Here is a 17,982-nt window from a genome sequence, read left to right as displayed (position 1 = left end):
TCACTGCAGCAACTAAATTGACCTAAGCAGCATGCTCCCTATGTCGAGCAGCTGTTTAGGCATTAGTAGCATGTCGTTTCCATGTCTAACCAACACTCTTAATATAGCAATACTAAATCAACTGTCGCGGACATAAAAAAAACCCTAAACCAAGGTTTAGGGTTTTAATCATGTCGTCTTTATAAGAGAAAGTTATTCACTCGATTTAAAACGACTCACCATCGATTGCAATTCATTTGCTAACTCATTAAGTGACGCCGCGGTATGAGACACTTGAGACGCTAAACTACTGGAGTCATTTGCACCATCATGAATAACCAATACATTGTTATTAATTTCTTCTGCCACTAAATGTTGCTCTTCCGCAGAAGCACTGATTTGAATCATCATATCTTTAATGGTCAACACTGAAGCCAATATTTGCTCGAAGACTTGGTATGTTTGACCCGCTAACTCGACTGAGCTGTTAGCGACCACAACACTGTTCTCCATTTTGCCTGCGACAATATTAGTTTGTTGTTGCAAGCGCGTCAGTAGTTTATCAATTTCATCTGTTGATTCCGCAGTACGACCCGCTAACGTTCTAACCTCATCAGCAACTACGGCAAAACCTCGACCCTGTTCACCCGCTCGCGCGGCCTCAATAGCGGCATTCAATGCTAGCAAGTTTGTTTGCTCTGCTATGGCTTTAATCGTGTCTAGGATGCCAACAATATTCTTCGATTCTTGAGATAACGTCCCCATGGATTCATTTGAACTGTTAATTTCAGATTCAAGCTTATGAAGTGAGTCCATTGTCTGTTGAATCAAACGATTACCTTCTTGAACTTGAGATTCACTGTCTTCAGCTGAGGCTGCAGCGGAACTACAGTTTGAAGCCACTTCGTTAGCCGTAGCAACCATTTCATTAAAGGCGGCAGAAAGATGATCAACTGAATTCGCTTGTTTAGAGACGATGCCACTTAAATCAGCGGAAAGTGTTTCTGAATGATGTGCCACTTTACCAATTTCATTACAAGAGTTTTTGGTACGCCCAACGATACTATCAATGGATGCCACGAACTGATTAAACGCATGAGCCATTTGTCCAGACTCGTCTTTTGAATGCTCTTCAAGACGCTGCGTTAAGTCCCCTTCACCTTGACTAATATCCGTTAAACGCTCTGCCATAACCTTCACAGGTTTGATAATCACGCTTGAAAGGAAAGAACCAATAACGATGAAGATAATCACCATAATGACTGAAATAATAACAATGTTCGTAATTAAGTTATTCGCCTGCGCGTACACTACACTGCTTGGGATTAATCCAATGAACTTCCAGCCCAGCGCTTCAGACGTATAGACTCGAGCGAACCACTCATCACCTTCAATCGTCAATGTCTGGATCGTATCGCTACTGCTTAAAGAAGCGTAGGGGCGTGATGCGTCAGAGATATCTTTAAAGTTGTTCTCAGGATCCGCTGGGTCAGCTAATATAGTATTGGTATCTTCCACCATCACCACATAGCCCTCGCCACCAAACTTAACTGTGGCTAATAACTCTGTCAGCTTCTGTAATGTCACATCCACACCCACTACACCATAGGCACCGTCTTTACCTTCAAAGCGCTGCAAGTAATCCACTAGCGGCGCACCGGTAAAAGTATCTCGGTAGGCAGGAATGCGTTTGGGAGTAGTAGAGTTAATGGATTGTGTGTACCAGCCCTTTTTAGTAGGGTCATAATTTTCACCGCTGTTACCGTGCGGCCATTGCAAATAGCCTTTATCGGCTGTGCCAACCCATATGTAAGCAAGGTCAGGATGCGTTTCTCCGAAATCTTCGAACAATGAAAAGGCTGCTTGCTCTTGCGGCGAATTTGACTCAGGCGTCATTTTTTTAACTGGCTGGTTAGCATAGCTCTCAATGCTATTAGGCATAATATTTTGAACTGCGTCGGCTCGCGCAAAAAACGCGGCGTTCTCAGCCAAATTATTCAAGTACATTGAAAACAATGCGTCTACATAGCTGATTTCAGATTTACTTTGGTTATCAAATTTATCTACGGCATCAGTACGCACGCTGCTAATGATAACTAAAGACACCAGTAATACCGGTAAAATAACCCCAGCAGCGACTAATGCAATGATTTTTGCACGAACTGTCATACGTACCTCTCAAACTCTCAGTTTGGGCTAATCCCAATTTTTAGAATAGAATGCCGTATCGAACTATGTCCTAAACATAGCGCTGGACGACTTAGGCGTTTGTCCAGAACATCCTTATTCATAACTGAGCGGTACATGCACACATACACGCCAAGTAAAGTCCAAAGTATTGCCCTAATACCATAAATTAGAAAAATCTAATTTAAAATACTTAAAAAACACTTATCCAAAACAATCGTTTCAAATAACGCGACTAGCGAAAAGTTAAAAATGCCTTACCAATAATTATTCGACCTAATCATCTAAATATAGCAGCGCTCAGGTCATGTCGAAGTGTTAATTCAGTATTAACCGGAGCAGTGGCAAGTTTTTCTACTAGTAAAGGATAAGAAAATGATGCTGCTGTCAGCATTCTAAGCTGCATCGGTCATATGTATTAAAATTGTTTTATTCAAACAAAACAATCTATTACGCATTTATTTTGATACCTCTAGCATAATGCTTCTAAGCAAAACTTTGAAGTTTATTATTGTGAAGTGTTGTAGCGAAAAAGCTCAACTCTGATGACCATGCGTAAACACTCGCACAATCTTTCATTTAGCTGACCCCTAACAGAAAAGTAAAGAGGATTATTCTTCCTTACGTTCTAAACGTATACGTTAGAATATCTGCAATTTTTCGATCTACCTCGACGCCAACTGCAGCAAAATCCTCACGCTCAACTTGGTATAGAAATGGTTTGATCTCACGAAGTTTAACGATCGCTTTTGGGTCTTCTGTTAGTAACACGGCTACGTATGAGAAAGCATCGTAATAGGCAAAACCGTTATCTTTTAAGGCGTTAAGATAAGAGTCCAGTGTTTCTTCACCAAACACCTGCTTAATGGCTGTTATGGCACCATACACAGCCGTTCCTTCACTTAACACCGAAGCTTTATCCTCTTTTCCAAGTGGGTACAATCCACGTACCAGCTCTTGTACGACATCGGCAAGCAACATAACATCGTTACTAAATCCTCTCGCAGGCATACGAATTTTATAGCGATAAGGTAACTCATCAGACTCAAGAAGTATTTCAGGCTTGGCAATATCTGAATCCACTTCAAAGCCTACAAACTGCGCTTCTTCATTGGATACTCCAAATAAAAACTCTACCGCAGGCAACCATGCTGAACGGATTTTATCCAGTTTTTGAACCTGCGTAAGTTGAGACTCTGACACCTGCTGTACCCCGTTAAATCAATTACATGACACTAAGTCGCTGCTTAGTATTTCTAGACAAGAACTTTATCATACCGATACCATTTGCGACTAGAACGAGCATTAAATACTGCGACACATTCACTGTGCTAAAAGAGCCCCATGAATGCAATGAGGCTCATTGTGAGTTAACGCTTATGGGCTAACGCTGTTTTAGTGCAATCCCCATCGATACGGTGTTTTTCTTGCTCCAAAATTTCTTCGGTAAACTGCCCCATAAAGCAACAGCAAATGCCCTCACCGATCATGGTACGCGGCCCCATTGGGTGGCCAATATGTTTATAAACACCATGGTGGTGATGCCCTTCTCCATGACTGTGCCCATGAGAATGATCATGACTGTGAGAATGACTGTGAGAATGACTATGTGCATGGAAATGTCCATGATCACTATGGGAATGATCCAGCGTATGAATACTGTCGAAGCTAACCGCATGCTTCGTGTCGGACTCAGATAAACCGTGAGTATCGTCTTGAGGGTCTACAAACTCTGCATGATGATGATGCACATCGACTTCGCCTGCTGCTAGACGACGCTTAAAAGAGCTCATTAACGTTTCATCAGATGAGCTGAACAATGAACCGTCCATGATTTCATTTACGCGGTTTACAAACGCATCGATAACGCGTTCGTGATCACTTAAATAATGTGCTTGAATAAACTCGATAGATGGGTGCTCTTGCGCCACTTTGTCCACATAACCTTGGATACGTTTAATCAAGCGTCCGGTAAATAGGAAGTATGGGGCAATAACAATACGTTTGAATCCTAGCTTTACCAGTTTATCAAGACCGACACCCACAGACGGGTATGTCACGCCGGAATACACTGTATCAGCCCAGCCAAAGCCCATGTTCTCATTCACGATACGCGTCAATTTAGCAGCTTCAGCATTTGCTGAAGTGTCTGATGTACCACGCCCCACTACCACGAGCATAGTGTCATACAGTTCACTAGGTGGATTCTGAGGATCCAAGCCTAATGATTCGTAAATTCGTGCTTGAAAGGCTTCAATCATGTCTTCTTGTAAGCCCAACTCCCGACCGTAATGCATAGATAAGCCATCCTGCTTTTCTTGAAATGTGGTCATTACGGATGGGATATCGTTTTTTGCATGGGTCGCAGCAAACAACATACCTGGAATCGCATAGATGTCTTCAACCCCCTGTCTAAGTAGACTGTTTAAGCCCATATGAATGTTCGGTGCTGAAAACTCTAAAAAGCCATATTCAACCGGGAGATCCGGAAAGCGTTTTTTCAAACCTTCCGCCACCAAACCAAATTCGCGCTCCGCATCCTTATCGCGACTTCCATGGCCACAGATCATAATGCCTTTTTGTTTTACTGGATTTGAATTACTCATGCTTTTTCTCAAGTTTATTTAACGCTTTAGCGCTTATGTTAATGGGTCAATACCAATTGGCAGATCACAAAAAGACGCTTAACCTTGCTGCTCTTGACGCTGATCGATCTCTAAAAGAAAAGACTGGATCTTGCCAGCGTATTCCTGCGACTCGGTCCACATGCCACGTTGAATGGCTTCCAACAGTCGCTCAGCCATTTCGGCTTGTGCGTATGGGTTGTTGTCCGCCATAAATTGCTGGTTGGCTGGATCAAACAGTAAGGCATCTGTCACTTGTTGGTATTGATAGTTAGCAACCAAATCCGTGGTTGCATCGTAAGCAAATAAATAATCCACGGTTGCGGTCATTTCAAATGCTCCTTTATAGCCATGCTCTTGCATCGCTGAAATCCATTTCGGATTCAACACACGCCCTCGAATAACGCGATTAAGCTCTTCTTTTAAGGTGCGTATTTTCGGTGTGGAAGGATTTGAGTGATCACTGTGGTAGACGCTTGGAGCCTTACCACTTAAGTGGGTAACGGCATTGGTCATGCCCCCTTGAAATTGATAGTAATCATCCGAATCCAATAGATCATGTTCGCGATTGTCTTGATTTTGCACTACCGCCTCCAGCTTAGATAAGCGCGTAGAAAATGCCTCTTTGGCATCCACACCATCGCGCAAGTCGCCGTCGTAAGCGTAGCCTCCCCAATTCAGATAGGCTTCCGCCAAATCGGCTTTAGAATCCCAACAGCGCTCATCAATCAATCCTTGAAGACCGGCACCATATGCGCCCGGCTTGCTACCAAACACTCGATAGGACGATTGTCGAGCAGCTTCCGCTTTTGATACACCCTGATCTATTAACTCACTTTCACGGGCACGAACATTCGCTTGAATCGTATTCCCATTACCGGGTTCTTCATACTCAATAATGGCTTGTACCGCAGCATCGTATAAGCGCATGACATTAGCAAAGGCGTCCCGAAAAAAACCCGAAACGCGTAAGGTAACATCGACTCTGGGACGACCTATTTGCATACAAGACAACACTTCAAAATCGCTCACACGATTCGAGCCTGGTGCCCAAATGGGACGTACGCCCATCAGCGCAAAGGCTTGCGCGATATCATCACCACCAGTGCGCATCGTAGCGGTTCCCCAAACAGACAACCCAAGGTTCGTCGGATAATCACCATGCTCCTGCAAATGACGCAATATCAGCGCCTGCGCTGATTTTTCACCAATTGCCCAGGCCGCAGGAGAAGGTATCGCACGATTATCAACAGAGAAAAAGTTACGCCCTGTCGGCAACGTATCTAAACGTCCTCGCGTAGGGGCACCACTTGGGCCAGGAGGGACAAATTGCCCCGCTAAACCGTTAATCAACGCGGCAATTTCATCCTGTTCACTCTGTCGCAAGGCTTGCATTAAAGTGTTATTAGCATGGTTGAGTAAGGCCGCGGTATTAGGCCACTGATCTGATGATAGTGGCTTGTGATCCATCAACACTTGCGTGACACATTGTTGTGCCAATAACTCTAAACGCTCTTTAGCGTCCGCATGAGTACGCCATGGTGCCGAGCTTATCGCCTGCAATACATGAGGCTTATGACTCTGCCAAGGTAGAGTTGCTGATTCCATTGGGTTGAACTCAGCCTCACTCAAAGCTAGGTCAATAGCCAGTGAATGCAAAATCCCTTGGCTAGTTATCTCTCTACCACGCGGTAGTCGCAATAATGCAACAATGGTATCCGCCAATTTATCGCGTTCCGGAAGCTCACCTAGACGATGCAAGCCGTGGCGAATTTGTGACTCTTTGATCTCACATAAATAGGCGTCTAGCTCTTCTAGTACAGACGCCTCATCATCCGCTTTAACGCCGGTCAGCTCTTCTAACAAGTGACTTGAACGGACTTTTTCTAAAATAGACGATTTTAGCCACGTCTCTCGACGCTCATCCATGCCAAGCGCTTGGTAGTATTCATCAACCAACGTTTCCAACTCTGCCATGTCGCCATAGCTTTCTGCTCGGGTCATCGGTGGCATAAGATGATCAATAATAACCGCTTGAGTGCGTCGCTTTGCTTGCGCTCCTTCACCGGGATCATTGACGATGAATGGATAAAAATGCGGCATAGGCCCCATTGCGATGTCGGGCCAGCATTGGTCTGATAACGCGGTACCTTTGCCCGGTAGCCATTCTAGGTTGCCATGCTTACCGACATGAACAATCGCATCCACTTGGTACACATGACGAAGCCAGAAGTAATAGGCTAAATAGCTGTGTGGCGGAATCAAATCAGGATCGTGATAATTCGCCGCAAGATCGAGATTAAAACCACGGGCCGGTTGAATTCCGATAAAGGTTTCGCCTAACCGAATGCCAGCCAACATCATGCACCACTCACCTTCTACAGCGCGACATTTATGGTCTTCTTCTGGCGCCCCCCAACGCTCCCAAACCGCTTGTTGAGACGTAAGCGGTAGCTGATAGAAATAATGCAAGTAGTCATTTAGCGCCAAACTCTGCCAACATCCACGTTGATGCAATGTGTTCGGATTGTTTGTAATTGCTCCCAGCAGCGCCTCGATGAGCGCATTGCCATCTTCGGGTATGCCTTCTATTGGATAGCCCGCCCACTCTAAAGCTCGCAATAGATTGATCGTTGAGGCAGGTGTGTCTAAACCTACTCCATTACCAATTCGACCATCTTTGGTCGGGTAATTGGCGAGTATAAAAGCGATCCGTTTTTGTGAGTTTGGTATGTGTTTAAGGCGGCTGTATTGCTTTGCTAATTGCGCCACAAATGTAGCCCGTTCCGTATGCAACTGATAACGAATTAAATCGATTTGAGCTAACTCATTGAAGTGAGATAAGGCTTTAAAGCTCACAGCGCGCGTGATGATTCGCCCATCCATTTCAGGTAATACAATTTGCATTGCTACATCTCGGCTGCGTAAGCCTTGGGATTGTTCTAACCAATCTTCTTCCGTGCTACCGGATAAGATGAGCTGTAATACAGGAATAGGCTGTTCAAAGACCGAGGCAAACTCAGTGGGTTCAGACGCCAAATCAGGGCTACCAGCGCGATTAGCTGAAAATCCGGTGCAATTTAAAATAATAGTCGCCTCAGATCGGTCGATCATAGACTCTACCAATTCAATGCTCACGCCATCCTTCAGAGAGCTCAACGCTACCTGTAGCGGAATCACGCCCTGCTCATATAGGATTGAGGACAAACCACTAAACACTTGCGTGTTACCGCTTTGAAAGTGCGAGCGATAATACAACACCAATGCCACCGGCCATTGCTGTGCTAACGCCTCTTGATAATGGGTTTGCCAATCCAAATAACGCACAGCTTGGCCTTGATCGACAATAAACGCATTGGGAATCGTCGACGGTTCGCACCATTTAGCTTCACCGTCAAACCAGAGTGACTGCAAGTACTGAAGCATTTGTACCGCATTGCTTTGCCCGCCTTCACGAAGGTAACGCCAAACACGTGTGACAGTTTCTTGCGTGGTGGATGAGGCACGCATGATCTCTGGGTCTGCGCTGTCATCTCCCGGCACCACAATAAGATGTCGATTATGTTTAGCATTTACCCATACCTGTAAGCGCTCAAAGCCGTAAGGCCAATAATGCTGTCCGCCTAGCAGTGATAGAATCACCACTTGAGCACGGTTTTTTTGCGTTGGTTTATCCAGTACTGTGGATTCATAGAGGTCGAATGCCGCCGGTTTGACCAGCTGCATCCAATTGGCTAACCGTACACTTGGGGCTCCCTCATGGTGCCATGTATCGAGCGCTGTCCCCAGAGCGGTTAACAGTGAGTCGGCAGCCGCCAATACAACAATATCAGCCGGGGTTTGCCCCAAATCGATGATGCCTTCATCGTCAACAAAGCCACCTGGTTTGGCTGCCAGTAAATGCACTCTTGCTCGCTTAAGCGGTCAACGCCGCGTTGAGTTTATCTTCAATCAGATCTTTACTGATGCCTTTACCAATAAACACAAGCTGTGTTTGGCGTAGCTCATCCGATTGCCATAAGCGATCAAAGTAACGTTCTAAACGTGTACCTACCACTTGAAAAACTTGACGCATTGGCTTCCCATTTACAGCGGCAAACCCTTTGACACGATAAATATTGTACTTCTCTACTAAGTCTTCAAGCGTATCTTGTAACGAGTCGGCATCTACTTCTCCCAACTTCACTACGAACGATTCAAAGTGATCGTGAGCATGCGCATGGTCATGCCCATGGGCATGATGGTGATCATGATGATTGTGAACGTGATCAATGCGAGACTCGGTTTCAGCTTCAAGGCCTAATAGTACGTCTAACGCTGCCTCGCCATTTTCGATGTAAGCAATCTTCACGCTAGAGTCGACTTCATTTTCAATGATTTGCGCGACGCGTCGACGCTGGACATCATCAAGCAAGTCATTTTTACTGACCACCACAAGATCCGCCGAGCTCAACTGATCATCCAGTAACTCTTGTAGTGATGGATCATGGTCTAACGACTCATCCGCTAGACGCTGAGCTTGAACTTTGTCTTCATCGTGAGCAAAACGACCTGCCGCAACAGCAGGGCCATCGACCACCGTAATAACAGCATCTACGGTGCAGTGCTCTTTTATACCAGGCCAATTAAATGCCTGTACCAGAGGTTTTGGTAATGCTAGACCACTGGTTTCAATCAGAATGTGGTCAATGTCATCACGTCGTTCTACTAATTGCCTCATAACCGGAAGAAACTCTTCCTCTACCGTGCAGCAGATACAACCATTGGCCAGTTCATAAAAGCCATCTTCTGTGCGCTGGGCGGTGCTGTCATCGTCACAATCTAACGGACAAGATCGCAATAAATCGGTATCGATGTCCAACTCGCCAAACTCATTTACAATAACAGCAATACGTTTGCCTTGAGCTTGCTTAAGGACATTTGATAAAAGCGTTGTCTTACCACTGCCAAGAAAACCTGTCACAACAGTGGTGGGTATTTTATTAAGTTGCATAATTGATCCTTACGCTTGGCCATCACCTTTACGATGAATTTTGCGATAAATATGAGCTTGAGACTTGTCGTATAAATAAGAGTCATCAAAATCCTCAGCATCCAACACTTGTCCTACTAAGATCAAGCTGGTACGTGTGAACTTTTTCGCTCTGACTTTTTCGACAATGTCGCTTAATGTTCCTGAGACATAATCCTGATCAGGCCAACTGGTTCGATAACACACTGTCACAGGGCAGTTGCCGCCATAATGAGGTAACAACTCATCAACGATTTTATGGATTCGAGTCACACCTAAGTGGATCGCTAACGTGGCACCACTTTGTGCCAACGTTGGCAAACGTTCACGTTCTGGAAACGGTGTTTTGCCTTCATAGCGCGTCATAATCACAGTTTGTGATACACCTGATAGCGTCAGCTCTTTTTTCAACATAGCCGCTGATGCCGCAACCGCACTTACGCCAGGAATCACTTCGTAGTCAATGTCTAAGGCATCAAGACGACGCATTTGTTCCCCTATTGCACCATACAATGCAGGATCACCACATTGTAAACGCGCCACATCTTTTCCCTCTTCAGCGGCCAGTCGAATAATCTCTGTCGTCTCATCTAAATTTAGCGCGGCCGTATCATAAATTGCCTCAGCACGACCTCGCACGTTATCAATCACTTGAGCGGGAATAAGCGACCCCGCGTATAAAATGATCGGACAACGCTCCATCGTTTTTACCGCTTTAATGGTCATCAGCTCAGGGTCGCCAGGTCCGGCACCAATAAAATACACTGTCATTGAAACTATCCTTACTTCAATTTATAGCTTCTTGGAATAACCCCTTGGGGTATATATCCAATGCTTTTCACCGTTTACAATGTGGCGTGATTCACTATTACCGATGCTGACCATGGTAAACATGTCCACGTCTTTGGCTTCTAATTCGGCCAAGGTAGTAAAGGTAATATGCTCTTCTGGGCGTGTCAGTTGACGGCCAATCATAACGGGCGTGCTGGCAGGACGATATTGCAGCAAGACATCACGGGCGTGATTCAACTGCCAATCTCGTTTTTTCGATACGGGGTTATAGAATGAGATCACAAAATCCCCTGCGCCCGCAGCATGAATGCGCTTATCAATGGTTTCCCAAGGCGTTAAAAGATCGCTCAAGGATACGGTACAAAAGTCATGCCCAAGCATAGCACCCACACGACTAGCTCCAGCCTGCATGGCGGAAATCCCCGGTACCACTTCAATGTCTACGTCTAACCACTCTGGGTGATTCTCTTTACCTTGAAGCTGTTGGTCTAATAATTCGAACACCAAAGTCGCCATGGCGTAAATACCAATGTCGCCACTGGATATCAGTGCTGTTGGCTTACCTTGAGCAGCAAGCTCTAACGCTAAACGGGCACGGCCGATCTCTTCGCCGAGAGGCAACTCATGAAACGTTTTACCTTCGCTCAGCGTCCCCAATAGTTCTAAATAATAGCCGTAGGCGACCCAATCACTACAAGCGTTTAATGCTTTTGTTGCATTCGGTGCAACCAGCCCTAAATCTCCAGGACCCATCCCCATGACGAATAATTTGCTCATAACATTTCACTCAATAACGTTGCAGAGAATTGTACACTTTTTGCTTTCTAACAATATGAAAAGCACAGCATTTACAATGAAGGAAACTCAGGCGTCAGGATGATCTGATAATCGTGAGCAATGCAGCTGACGGTCATTACGATAAATCAATGTCGCATTTTCACCTTGATCACGAAAACTTAAAATATCTCCAACATAGAGACTACCAGGAGAAGGACGGGTCAAATGCAGCACATAGCTAAAATGGTTGATTAACAGATGAGCTTCAGCGGGCTCAAACGCAACGATGACAAGCAAGTTTTCACAACGGTAAGTAATTGTCTTGTGAGCAATATATGGATGCAGGTTATAGGCGCTTGCAAGGGGGATGAATAGCATACTGACGAAACATAAGAGCTGCTTCATTTTGAATGTGAGTCCGTTCAACTGTGGTCTGTATCAGGAGGGCATTCTAAGGGAGTACTGACAAGATGTCTTATAAAATCCATTAAAAATACTTATAAAAAATTGATCTTTTTAATTGAATCGCTTGATTGGTTTTGTCACTTATTTTAGTGATTTCAAGTCTACAAACTGACAATCACCAAAAACCTCCTTTTTTGATAACTAAATGTTCGTTTTTGAACCCGTTTTTACGAATTTTGCCTTTGACACATCACCGTAATAACCACTAAAGTAAGCACGTCGCTTAGGCGACTTCGTTCTCGGGGCGGGGTGAAACTCCCCACCGGCGGTAAATGAGCTCAGCTCAAAGCCCGCGAGCGCTTTCTTAGTAAGCTTAGAAAGGTCAGCAGATCTGGTGTGACTCCAGAGCCGACGGTTACAGTCCGGATGATAGAGGACGGCGTAGACAAGAAAGATCTTGACAGCCTTTGATCTTATTCAAAGCGGTTTGGCTTGCCTCCCGTTCGCCCTGATTCAGCATTTTTTGTGGAAGACATACTAATGAATCAGAGCTCAACGAATTCTCAAACGTTTAATACTTCAACTAAACGTGTCGCATTTTTACACGCATCTTGGCACAGTGACATTGTTTTGCAGTGCTGGGAAGGCTTTAAAGAAGTCATGCTGTCTCATGGTTACCAAGAAGATAACCTTGAGCTTATTGCAGTACCTGGCGCATACGAAATTCCACTGCAAGCGAAGCTTTTAGCAAAAACGGGCAATTACCATGCTATTGCTGCCAGTGGCCTTGTTGTGGATGGTGGCATCTATCGTCATGATTTCGTTGCGCAAGCCGTTTGTACAGGCCTTATGCAAGTTCAGTTAGAAACAGAAATCCCTGTTTTAACAGCGGTCTTAACACCACATAACTTCCATGAGCATGACGAGCACTCAAGCTACTTTAAGCGTCACTTCGTTAAGAAAGGACAAGAACTTGCCGGTGCAGCTAACCGTGCAATGCTATTAACTGAGCTAGCTAAGTCCTAACTAAGCCCTCATTATTTTGACAAGGCAGCTTCAGCTGCCTTTTTTCTCTCTGCTAGAATCTTATTACCAGACAACATTGATACCAGCAACGAATCCACTGCCTAGACGATGCTCTTCAAAATCATCTAATATCAGACTCTCATGGTAGTACTTAGCATACAGGCCAATGTTTTTCGCCAGCCGTGTATCCACACCAATTTGTAACGCTAGTTCCGTAAGTGCATCATTATCCCAGTCAAATGATAAAAAGGTCGGGCGAACATCACCTCCGACAAACCAAGTGGTATTAACAAACAAAGGCATATGTAACAAGCCTCGGGCACTGAATCCTGTTCGCTTATAGTCTCCAGAGACAGTTTTACTCAACCCCATTGTGATATCCGCACCACGCGCTTCTTCGCCCACTCCTTCAACACTAAATCCACGAAAGCCAAGGGTCTTGATATCTGTTTCGAAGCGATGCTTCAGTTCGACTTGCTCGTAGTATAATCCGCCAAAACCAGAGCGATTGTTTTCAGGCTTAATACCTATGCCTAGCCCAAACTGTGAATAATCAGCCCCCGCAGACGCTTCAAACAACAGCGTACTAACATTGTTCTCTACCGTTTCTGTCGCTGCAACTGCAGCATTAGCGCACAACGAAAGTCCTACTACACTGATTATCTTTTTCATTTTGTCACTCTTCTAATATCCATACGTTAGTCATTGGGCTCATCCTGCTCCCGATCCATCCCCATAGGATAAGAAGAATGGCGAATCGAAACAAATAAAAAAGCCCTTTTTGCCTGATGTGAGACAAAAAGAGCTTTTACTTCGAGCGGTGGCTTATTTGTGCTTAAACTCTAAACGGCGGGCGTGTAATAAAGGTTCAGTATAGCCATTAGGCTGTTCAGTACCCTTAAACACCAAATCACAAGCGGCTTTGAAAGCCACACCATCAAAATTAGGCGACATTGATAAATAAGCCGTATCATGCTCGTTCTGTTTATCAACAACCGCAGCCATTCGTTTCATTGAGGCCATTACTTGCTCAGGGTTACAGATGCCATGCTCTAACCAATTAGCGATGTGCTGTGAAGAAATACGTAAAGTGGCGCGATCTTCCATAAGACCGACATTGTTAATGTCTGGCACCTTAGAGCACCCTACTCCTTGGTCAATCCAGCGTACTACATAACCTAAAATGCCTTGGGCGTTATTGTCTAATTCAAACTGAATTTGCTCGTCCGTTAAACTCGTTGGATCCTCCAGTAATGGTATAGACAATATATCATCTAGGCTTGCTCGCTCACGCGAGGCTAATTCAGCCTGACGTTCACGTACATTCACTGTATGGTAATGCGTCGCATGCAAAATCGCCCCATTCGGTGATGGTACCCAAGCGGTGCTTGCACCGGCCATAGGATGACCGATTTTTTGCTCTAGCATATCCGCCATTTCATCTGGCATTGCCCACATACCTTTGCCAATTTGTGCTTTACCCGGCAACCCACATTCAATGCCTACATCAACGTTCCAGTCTTCGTAGGCTTTTATCCATGCTTCTTGTTTCATGGCTGTTTTGGGGACAAAAGGACCTGCCAACATCGAGGTATGAATTTCATCGCCCGTTCTATCTAGGAAACCAGTATTGATGAAGACCACTCGCTCTTGCGCTTGGCGGATACACTCCTTAAGGTTAACGGTCGTTCGACGCTCTTCATCCATAATACCGATTTTTATGGTGTTTCGATTTAGCCCCAACGCTTGTTCGATACGACTAAACAACTCTACTGTAAACGCCACTTCTTCTGGGCCATGCATCTTAGGTTTTACGATATTCACACTGCCCGCTCGGCTATTACGTCGTTTGGTATTTCCTTGTAAATCATGCATCGCAGCCAGTACTGTAATCATGCCATCCATAATCCCCTCATGAACTTCATTACCATTGGCATCTAAAATGGCAGGATTGGTCATCAAATGACCTACATTACGAATAAACAACAAACTGCGGCCATGTAAAGCAAAGCTTTTACCTGACTTATCTAGGTATTTTCGATCAGGATTCATTGCGCGGGTAATACGCTTGCCACCTTTATCAAACGACTCTTCCAGCGTCCCTTGCATCAGGCCGAGCCAATTGCGGTAAACCTCTACTTTGTCTTCAGCATCCACAGCAGCAATAGAGTCTTCACAATCCATTATCGTGGACACAGCCGCTTCTACCAAAATATCTTGAATCCCTGCTTGATCATATTGACCAATAAAACCGCTCGCATCGATCTGGATCTCAAGATGCAGCTCATTATTTTTCAATAGCACAGCCATCGGTGCATCAGGCTTACCTTGATAACCAACGCATTTCGATGTGTCTTTTAGTTGAACCACTTCCCCATTCTTTAAGGTAACAGCCAGCTCACCGTCTACCATTTGATAATGCAACGCTTGAGCATGAGACCCAGTTACCAATGGTGCAGCTTGATCTAATAGCTGGCGACCGAATGCAATAACACGTGTGCCTCGAACAGGATTGTAGCCTCCAGAACGCTCCGCTCCCTCTTCCTCAGGAATCGCATCGGTACCATATAAAGCATCGTACAAACTGCCCCAACGCGCATTCACGGCATTGAGGGCAAAACGAGCATTCTTCACCGGCACTACAAGCTGTGGCCCAGCTTGCAAGGCAATTTCTTCATCAACGTTCTTAGTTGATACTTTGAAGTCGTCACCCTCAGGTAATAAGTAGCCAATTTCGATCAAGAAGTGCTTATAAAACTCAGCGTCATGGGGCTGATCTGAACGGGCGCGATGATAATCATCTATCTGTTGCTGAATTTCATCGCGCTTTGCCAACAACGCGGCATTTTTAGGAGCCATGTCATTAACGATTTCCTCAAAGCGCTGCCAAAACACCTCTGGCTCAATGCCGGTACCCGGTGCAATATGTTCGTTAACCAAACTTAAAAGGCTCTGTGCGATCTGAAGACCACCTTGCTGAGTTCGTTCTGTCATAGCTCTTTCCTTTCATTGACTGACGAGTACTTAAAAGCATCCCGTGTATTTATTATTGGTAGGTCATCGAAATGAATAACTTTGAACAATAAAAATAGATTCAAAAACATTCACAACATGAATGACCTTTAGAATTAAATCGAATATTTATTTTTAAAAAGTCAGTATTTTTTAACATTCATTCTGAATAGACGATATATCATTCACTATGAACCGATGTAGCTCAAAAATCACATTCATAAAAGATATGGCTACAATAACAAATATAGATTAGACGAATCATACAACTCGGCACAGACTGAAAGGGTGATCAAGAAATGCACAACCGCAAACAAGCGGCGCAGCAACCGAAACACCAAGAGGAAAATGCCATGTCTAATTACAACAATGATATCGACGCAACTGCTACCCTAATCGCTCAACATGGAACACCCTGGGCAGCTATTAATCCTGAGTACGCCGCTCGAATGCGTGCTCAGAACCGCTTTAAAACAGGCTTAGACATTGCACGATACACGGCAAAAATCATGCGTTCAGATATGGAACGCTACGACCAAGACCCTTCACAATACACACAATCTCTAGGTTGCTGGCATGGTTTTATCGGTCAGCAAAAAATGATTTCCATTAAGAAACATTTCAATTCTACTGATCGCCGCTACTTATACCTATCTGGTTGGATGATTGCAGCGCTACGCTCTGAATTTGGCCCATTACCCGATCAATCCATGCATGAGAAAACCTCAGTACCCGATTTAATTGAAGAGCTGTACACTTTTTTACGCCAAGCAGATGCTCGAGAAATGGGTGGACTGTTCCGTCAGTTAGATGACGCCAAAGGTGCAGGAGATGAAGTCAAAGCCGCATCGCTACAAAAGCAACTGGATGAATACCAAACTCATATTGTTCCAATTATTGCAGACATTGATGCGGGCTTCGGTAACGCAGAAGCGACTTACCTACTTGCGAAAAAGATGATCGAAGCCGGCGCATGTTGTATCCAAATTGAAAACCAAGTGTCCGATGAAAAACAGTGTGGTCACCAAGATGGCAAAGTAACCGTGCCTCACGAGGATTTCTTAGCCAAGATCCGCGCCGTACGCTACGCCTTCCTTGAACTAGGCGTTGATGACGGTGTGATTGTGGCACGAACTGACTCACTCGGCGCTGGCTTAACGAAACAAATTGCAGTATCCCAAACCCCCGGAGATCTTGGTGCGCAATACAATGCTTTTCTTGATGTCGAAGAAATTGAGCTTAGTAATACGACTGAAAGCGATGTACTGATGATGCGTGATGGTAAACTGGTACGTCCTAAGCGTCTAGCCAGCAACTTATTCCAATTCCGCAAAGGATCAGGCGAAGACCGAGTGGTACTGGACTGTATTACCTCATTACAAAATGGTGCGGACTTACTCTGGATCGAGACTGAAAAGCCTCATGTCGGTCAGATCAAAGGCATGGTAGATCGAATCCGCGAAGCCGTACCAAATGCCAAACTGGTTTACAATAACTCACCATCGTTCAACTGGACACTTAGCTTCCGTCAACAAGTATTTGATGCATGGGAAACAGAAGGTCTTAATATGTCAGCGTACGACCGTACTCAGCTAATGAGCGTGGAGTACGACAACAGCGAACTGGCAAAAGAAGCGGACAATCGTATTCGTAATTTCCAAGCGGATGCGGCACGTGAAGCCGGTATCTTCCATCATTTGATCACTTTGCCGACTTACCACACAGCCGCACTGTCTACCGATAACTTAGCCAAAGAGTACTTTGGATCCGAAGGCATGCTGGGCTATGTGAAGAATGTTCAGCGAGAAGAAATTCGTCAGTCCATTGCCTGTGTGAAACATCAAAACATGGCAGGCTCGGACATGGGCGATGATCACAAGGAATATTTCTCGGGAGAAGCTGCGCTCAAGGCTTCCGGTAAAGATAATACCATGAACCAATTTGGCTAAACCATTTACCTCAGAACGATCAATACGCCACCAGTTTGATCTTTTCCCCCGCATTGGGCCGCATACGCGGCCCATTTTTTTATGGCAAATTTGACCATACCGCAATCCGCATTACACTGAACATTCGTATTGTCACATGCTGGTCATTGGTTTTACGTCAGAATGGCCAAAGGAACTTATTGAGAGAATAAACAACCAAGTTTATTCACGATAACAAAGG

12 protein-coding genes and 1 riboswitch are annotated in these 17,982 nt (G+C 44.9%); of the genes, 2 read left to right on the top strand and 10 right to left on the bottom strand.

Going from position 1 to position 17,982, the window contains the following annotated elements:
• Positions 1-192: 192 nt before the first annotated feature.
• From ACPUEK_RS07815 to ACPUEK_RS07780, 8 genes are all read right to left on the bottom strand, one after another.
• On the bottom strand, positions 193-2,148 hold the full coding sequence (locus tag ACPUEK_RS07815) for a methyl-accepting chemotaxis protein (RefSeq protein ID WP_067215048.1): 1,956 nt from the start codon (positions 2,146-2,148) through the stop codon (positions 193-195).
• Between the two features lie 639 nt (positions 2,149-2,787).
• The gene (locus ACPUEK_RS07810; RefSeq protein WP_425642849.1) at positions 2,788-3,369 is read right to left on the bottom strand and encodes a hypothetical protein; all 582 of its coding nucleotides are present in this window, start codon (positions 3,367-3,369) and stop codon (positions 2,788-2,790) included.
• A gap of 167 nt (positions 3,370-3,536) precedes the next feature.
• Complete coding sequence (locus ACPUEK_RS07805; RefSeq protein ID WP_425642848.1) at positions 3,537-4,772, bottom strand: sirohydrochlorin chelatase; 1,236 nt, start codon at positions 4,770-4,772, stop codon at positions 3,537-3,539.
• 78 nt (positions 4,773-4,850) lie between these two features.
• Positions 4,851-8,696, bottom strand: a complete 3,846-nt coding sequence (gene cobN / locus ACPUEK_RS07800) for a cobaltochelatase subunit CobN (RefSeq protein WP_425642847.1) — start codon at positions 8,694-8,696, stop codon at positions 4,851-4,853.
• Between the two features lie 10 nt (positions 8,697-8,706).
• Entirely contained in the window at positions 8,707-9,783 is a 1,077-nt protein-coding gene (gene cobW / locus ACPUEK_RS07795) for a cobalamin biosynthesis protein CobW (RefSeq protein ID WP_067215060.1), read from the bottom strand.
• A gap of 9 nt (positions 9,784-9,792) precedes the next feature.
• On the bottom strand, positions 9,793-10,572 hold the full coding sequence (gene cobM, locus ACPUEK_RS07790; RefSeq protein WP_067215063.1) for a precorrin-4 C(11)-methyltransferase: 780 nt from the start codon (positions 10,570-10,572) through the stop codon (positions 9,793-9,795).
• Positions 10,573-10,593: 21 nt separating this feature from the next.
• Positions 10,594-11,370: a precorrin-3B C(17)-methyltransferase gene (cobJ, locus tag ACPUEK_RS07785; protein ID WP_067215065.1), complete on the bottom strand. Its 777-nt coding sequence runs from the start codon at positions 11,368-11,370 to the stop codon at positions 10,594-10,596.
• A gap of 87 nt (positions 11,371-11,457) precedes the next feature.
• Entirely contained in the window at positions 11,458-11,775 is a 318-nt protein-coding gene (locus ACPUEK_RS07780; RefSeq protein ID WP_425642846.1) for a hypothetical protein, read from the bottom strand.
• Positions 11,776-12,066: 291 nt separating this feature from the next.
• A riboswitch (FMN riboswitch) is annotated at positions 12,067-12,217 on the top strand.
• A 98-nt stretch (positions 12,218-12,315) separates the two neighbouring features.
• Between ACPUEK_RS07780 and ACPUEK_RS07775 the strand changes: the two genes are divergently transcribed.
• Complete coding sequence (locus ACPUEK_RS07775) at positions 12,316-12,801, top strand: 6,7-dimethyl-8-ribityllumazine synthase (protein ID WP_067037212.1); 486 nt, start codon at positions 12,316-12,318, stop codon at positions 12,799-12,801.
• Between the two features lie 63 nt (positions 12,802-12,864).
• Here ACPUEK_RS07775 and ACPUEK_RS07770 read toward each other — a convergent pair whose 3' ends face one another.
• Together ACPUEK_RS07770 and ACPUEK_RS07765 are read right to left on the bottom strand one after the other, a co-directional pair.
• A complete protein-coding gene (locus tag ACPUEK_RS07770; protein WP_067037214.1) occupies positions 12,865-13,473 on the bottom strand; it encodes a hypothetical protein in 609 nt (202 codons plus the stop codon).
• Positions 13,474-13,626: 153 nt separating this feature from the next.
• Positions 13,627-15,795 carry a malate synthase G gene (locus tag ACPUEK_RS07765; RefSeq protein WP_425642845.1) on the bottom strand — a complete coding sequence of 723 codons (2,169 nt, stop codon included), beginning with the start codon at positions 15,793-15,795 and terminating at the stop codon, positions 13,627-13,629.
• Between the two features lie 371 nt (positions 15,796-16,166).
• On the opposite strand from ACPUEK_RS07765, the gene ACPUEK_RS07760 reads away from it, so the two are divergent.
• A complete protein-coding gene (locus ACPUEK_RS07760; RefSeq protein ID WP_425643023.1) occupies positions 16,167-17,762 on the top strand; it encodes an isocitrate lyase in 1,596 nt (531 codons plus the stop codon).
• The last annotated feature ends 220 nt before the right edge of the window (positions 17,763-17,982 follow it).

It is taken from the genome of Marinomonas gallaica, assembly GCF_049821165.1.
In the GTDB taxonomy this organism is placed as follows: domain Bacteria; phylum Pseudomonadota; class Gammaproteobacteria; order Pseudomonadales; family Marinomonadaceae; genus Marinomonas; species Marinomonas gallaica.
The sequence above is the reverse complement of the archived record's forward strand: the minus strand, read 5'-3'. Positions and strand labels throughout refer to the sequence as shown.

Coding starts and splice junctions, on each gene's coding strand:
- cobW (WP_067215060.1), bottom strand. CDS start 9,783: ATGCAACTTAATAAAATACCCACCACTGTTGTGACAGGTTTTCTTGGC.
- cobM (WP_067215063.1), bottom strand. CDS start 10,572: ATGACAGTGTATTTTATTGGTGCCGGACCTGGCGACCCTGAGCTGATG.
- ACPUEK_RS07815 (WP_067215048.1), bottom strand. CDS start 2,148: ATGACAGTTCGTGCAAAAATCATTGCATTAGTCGCTGCTGGGGTTATT.
- ACPUEK_RS07805 (WP_425642848.1), bottom strand. CDS start 4,772: ATGAGTAATTCAAATCCAGTAAAACAAAAAGGCATTATGATCTGTGGC.
- ACPUEK_RS07760 (WP_425643023.1), top strand. CDS start 16,167: ATGTCTAATTACAACAATGATATCGACGCAACTGCTACCCTAATCGCT.
- ACPUEK_RS07770 (WP_067037214.1), bottom strand. CDS start 13,473: ATGAAAAAGATAATCAGTGTAGTAGGACTTTCGTTGTGCGCTAATGCT.
- ACPUEK_RS07780 (WP_425642846.1), bottom strand. CDS start 11,775: ATGAAGCAGCTCTTATGTTTCGTCAGTATGCTATTCATCCCCCTTGCA.
- ACPUEK_RS07765 (WP_425642845.1), bottom strand. CDS start 15,795: ATGACAGAACGAACTCAGCAAGGTGGTCTTCAGATCGCACAGAGCCTT.
- ACPUEK_RS07775 (WP_067037212.1), top strand. CDS start 12,316: ATGAATCAGAGCTCAACGAATTCTCAAACGTTTAATACTTCAACTAAA.
- cobJ (WP_067215065.1), bottom strand. CDS start 11,370: ATGAGCAAATTATTCGTCATGGGGATGGGTCCTGGAGATTTAGGGCTG.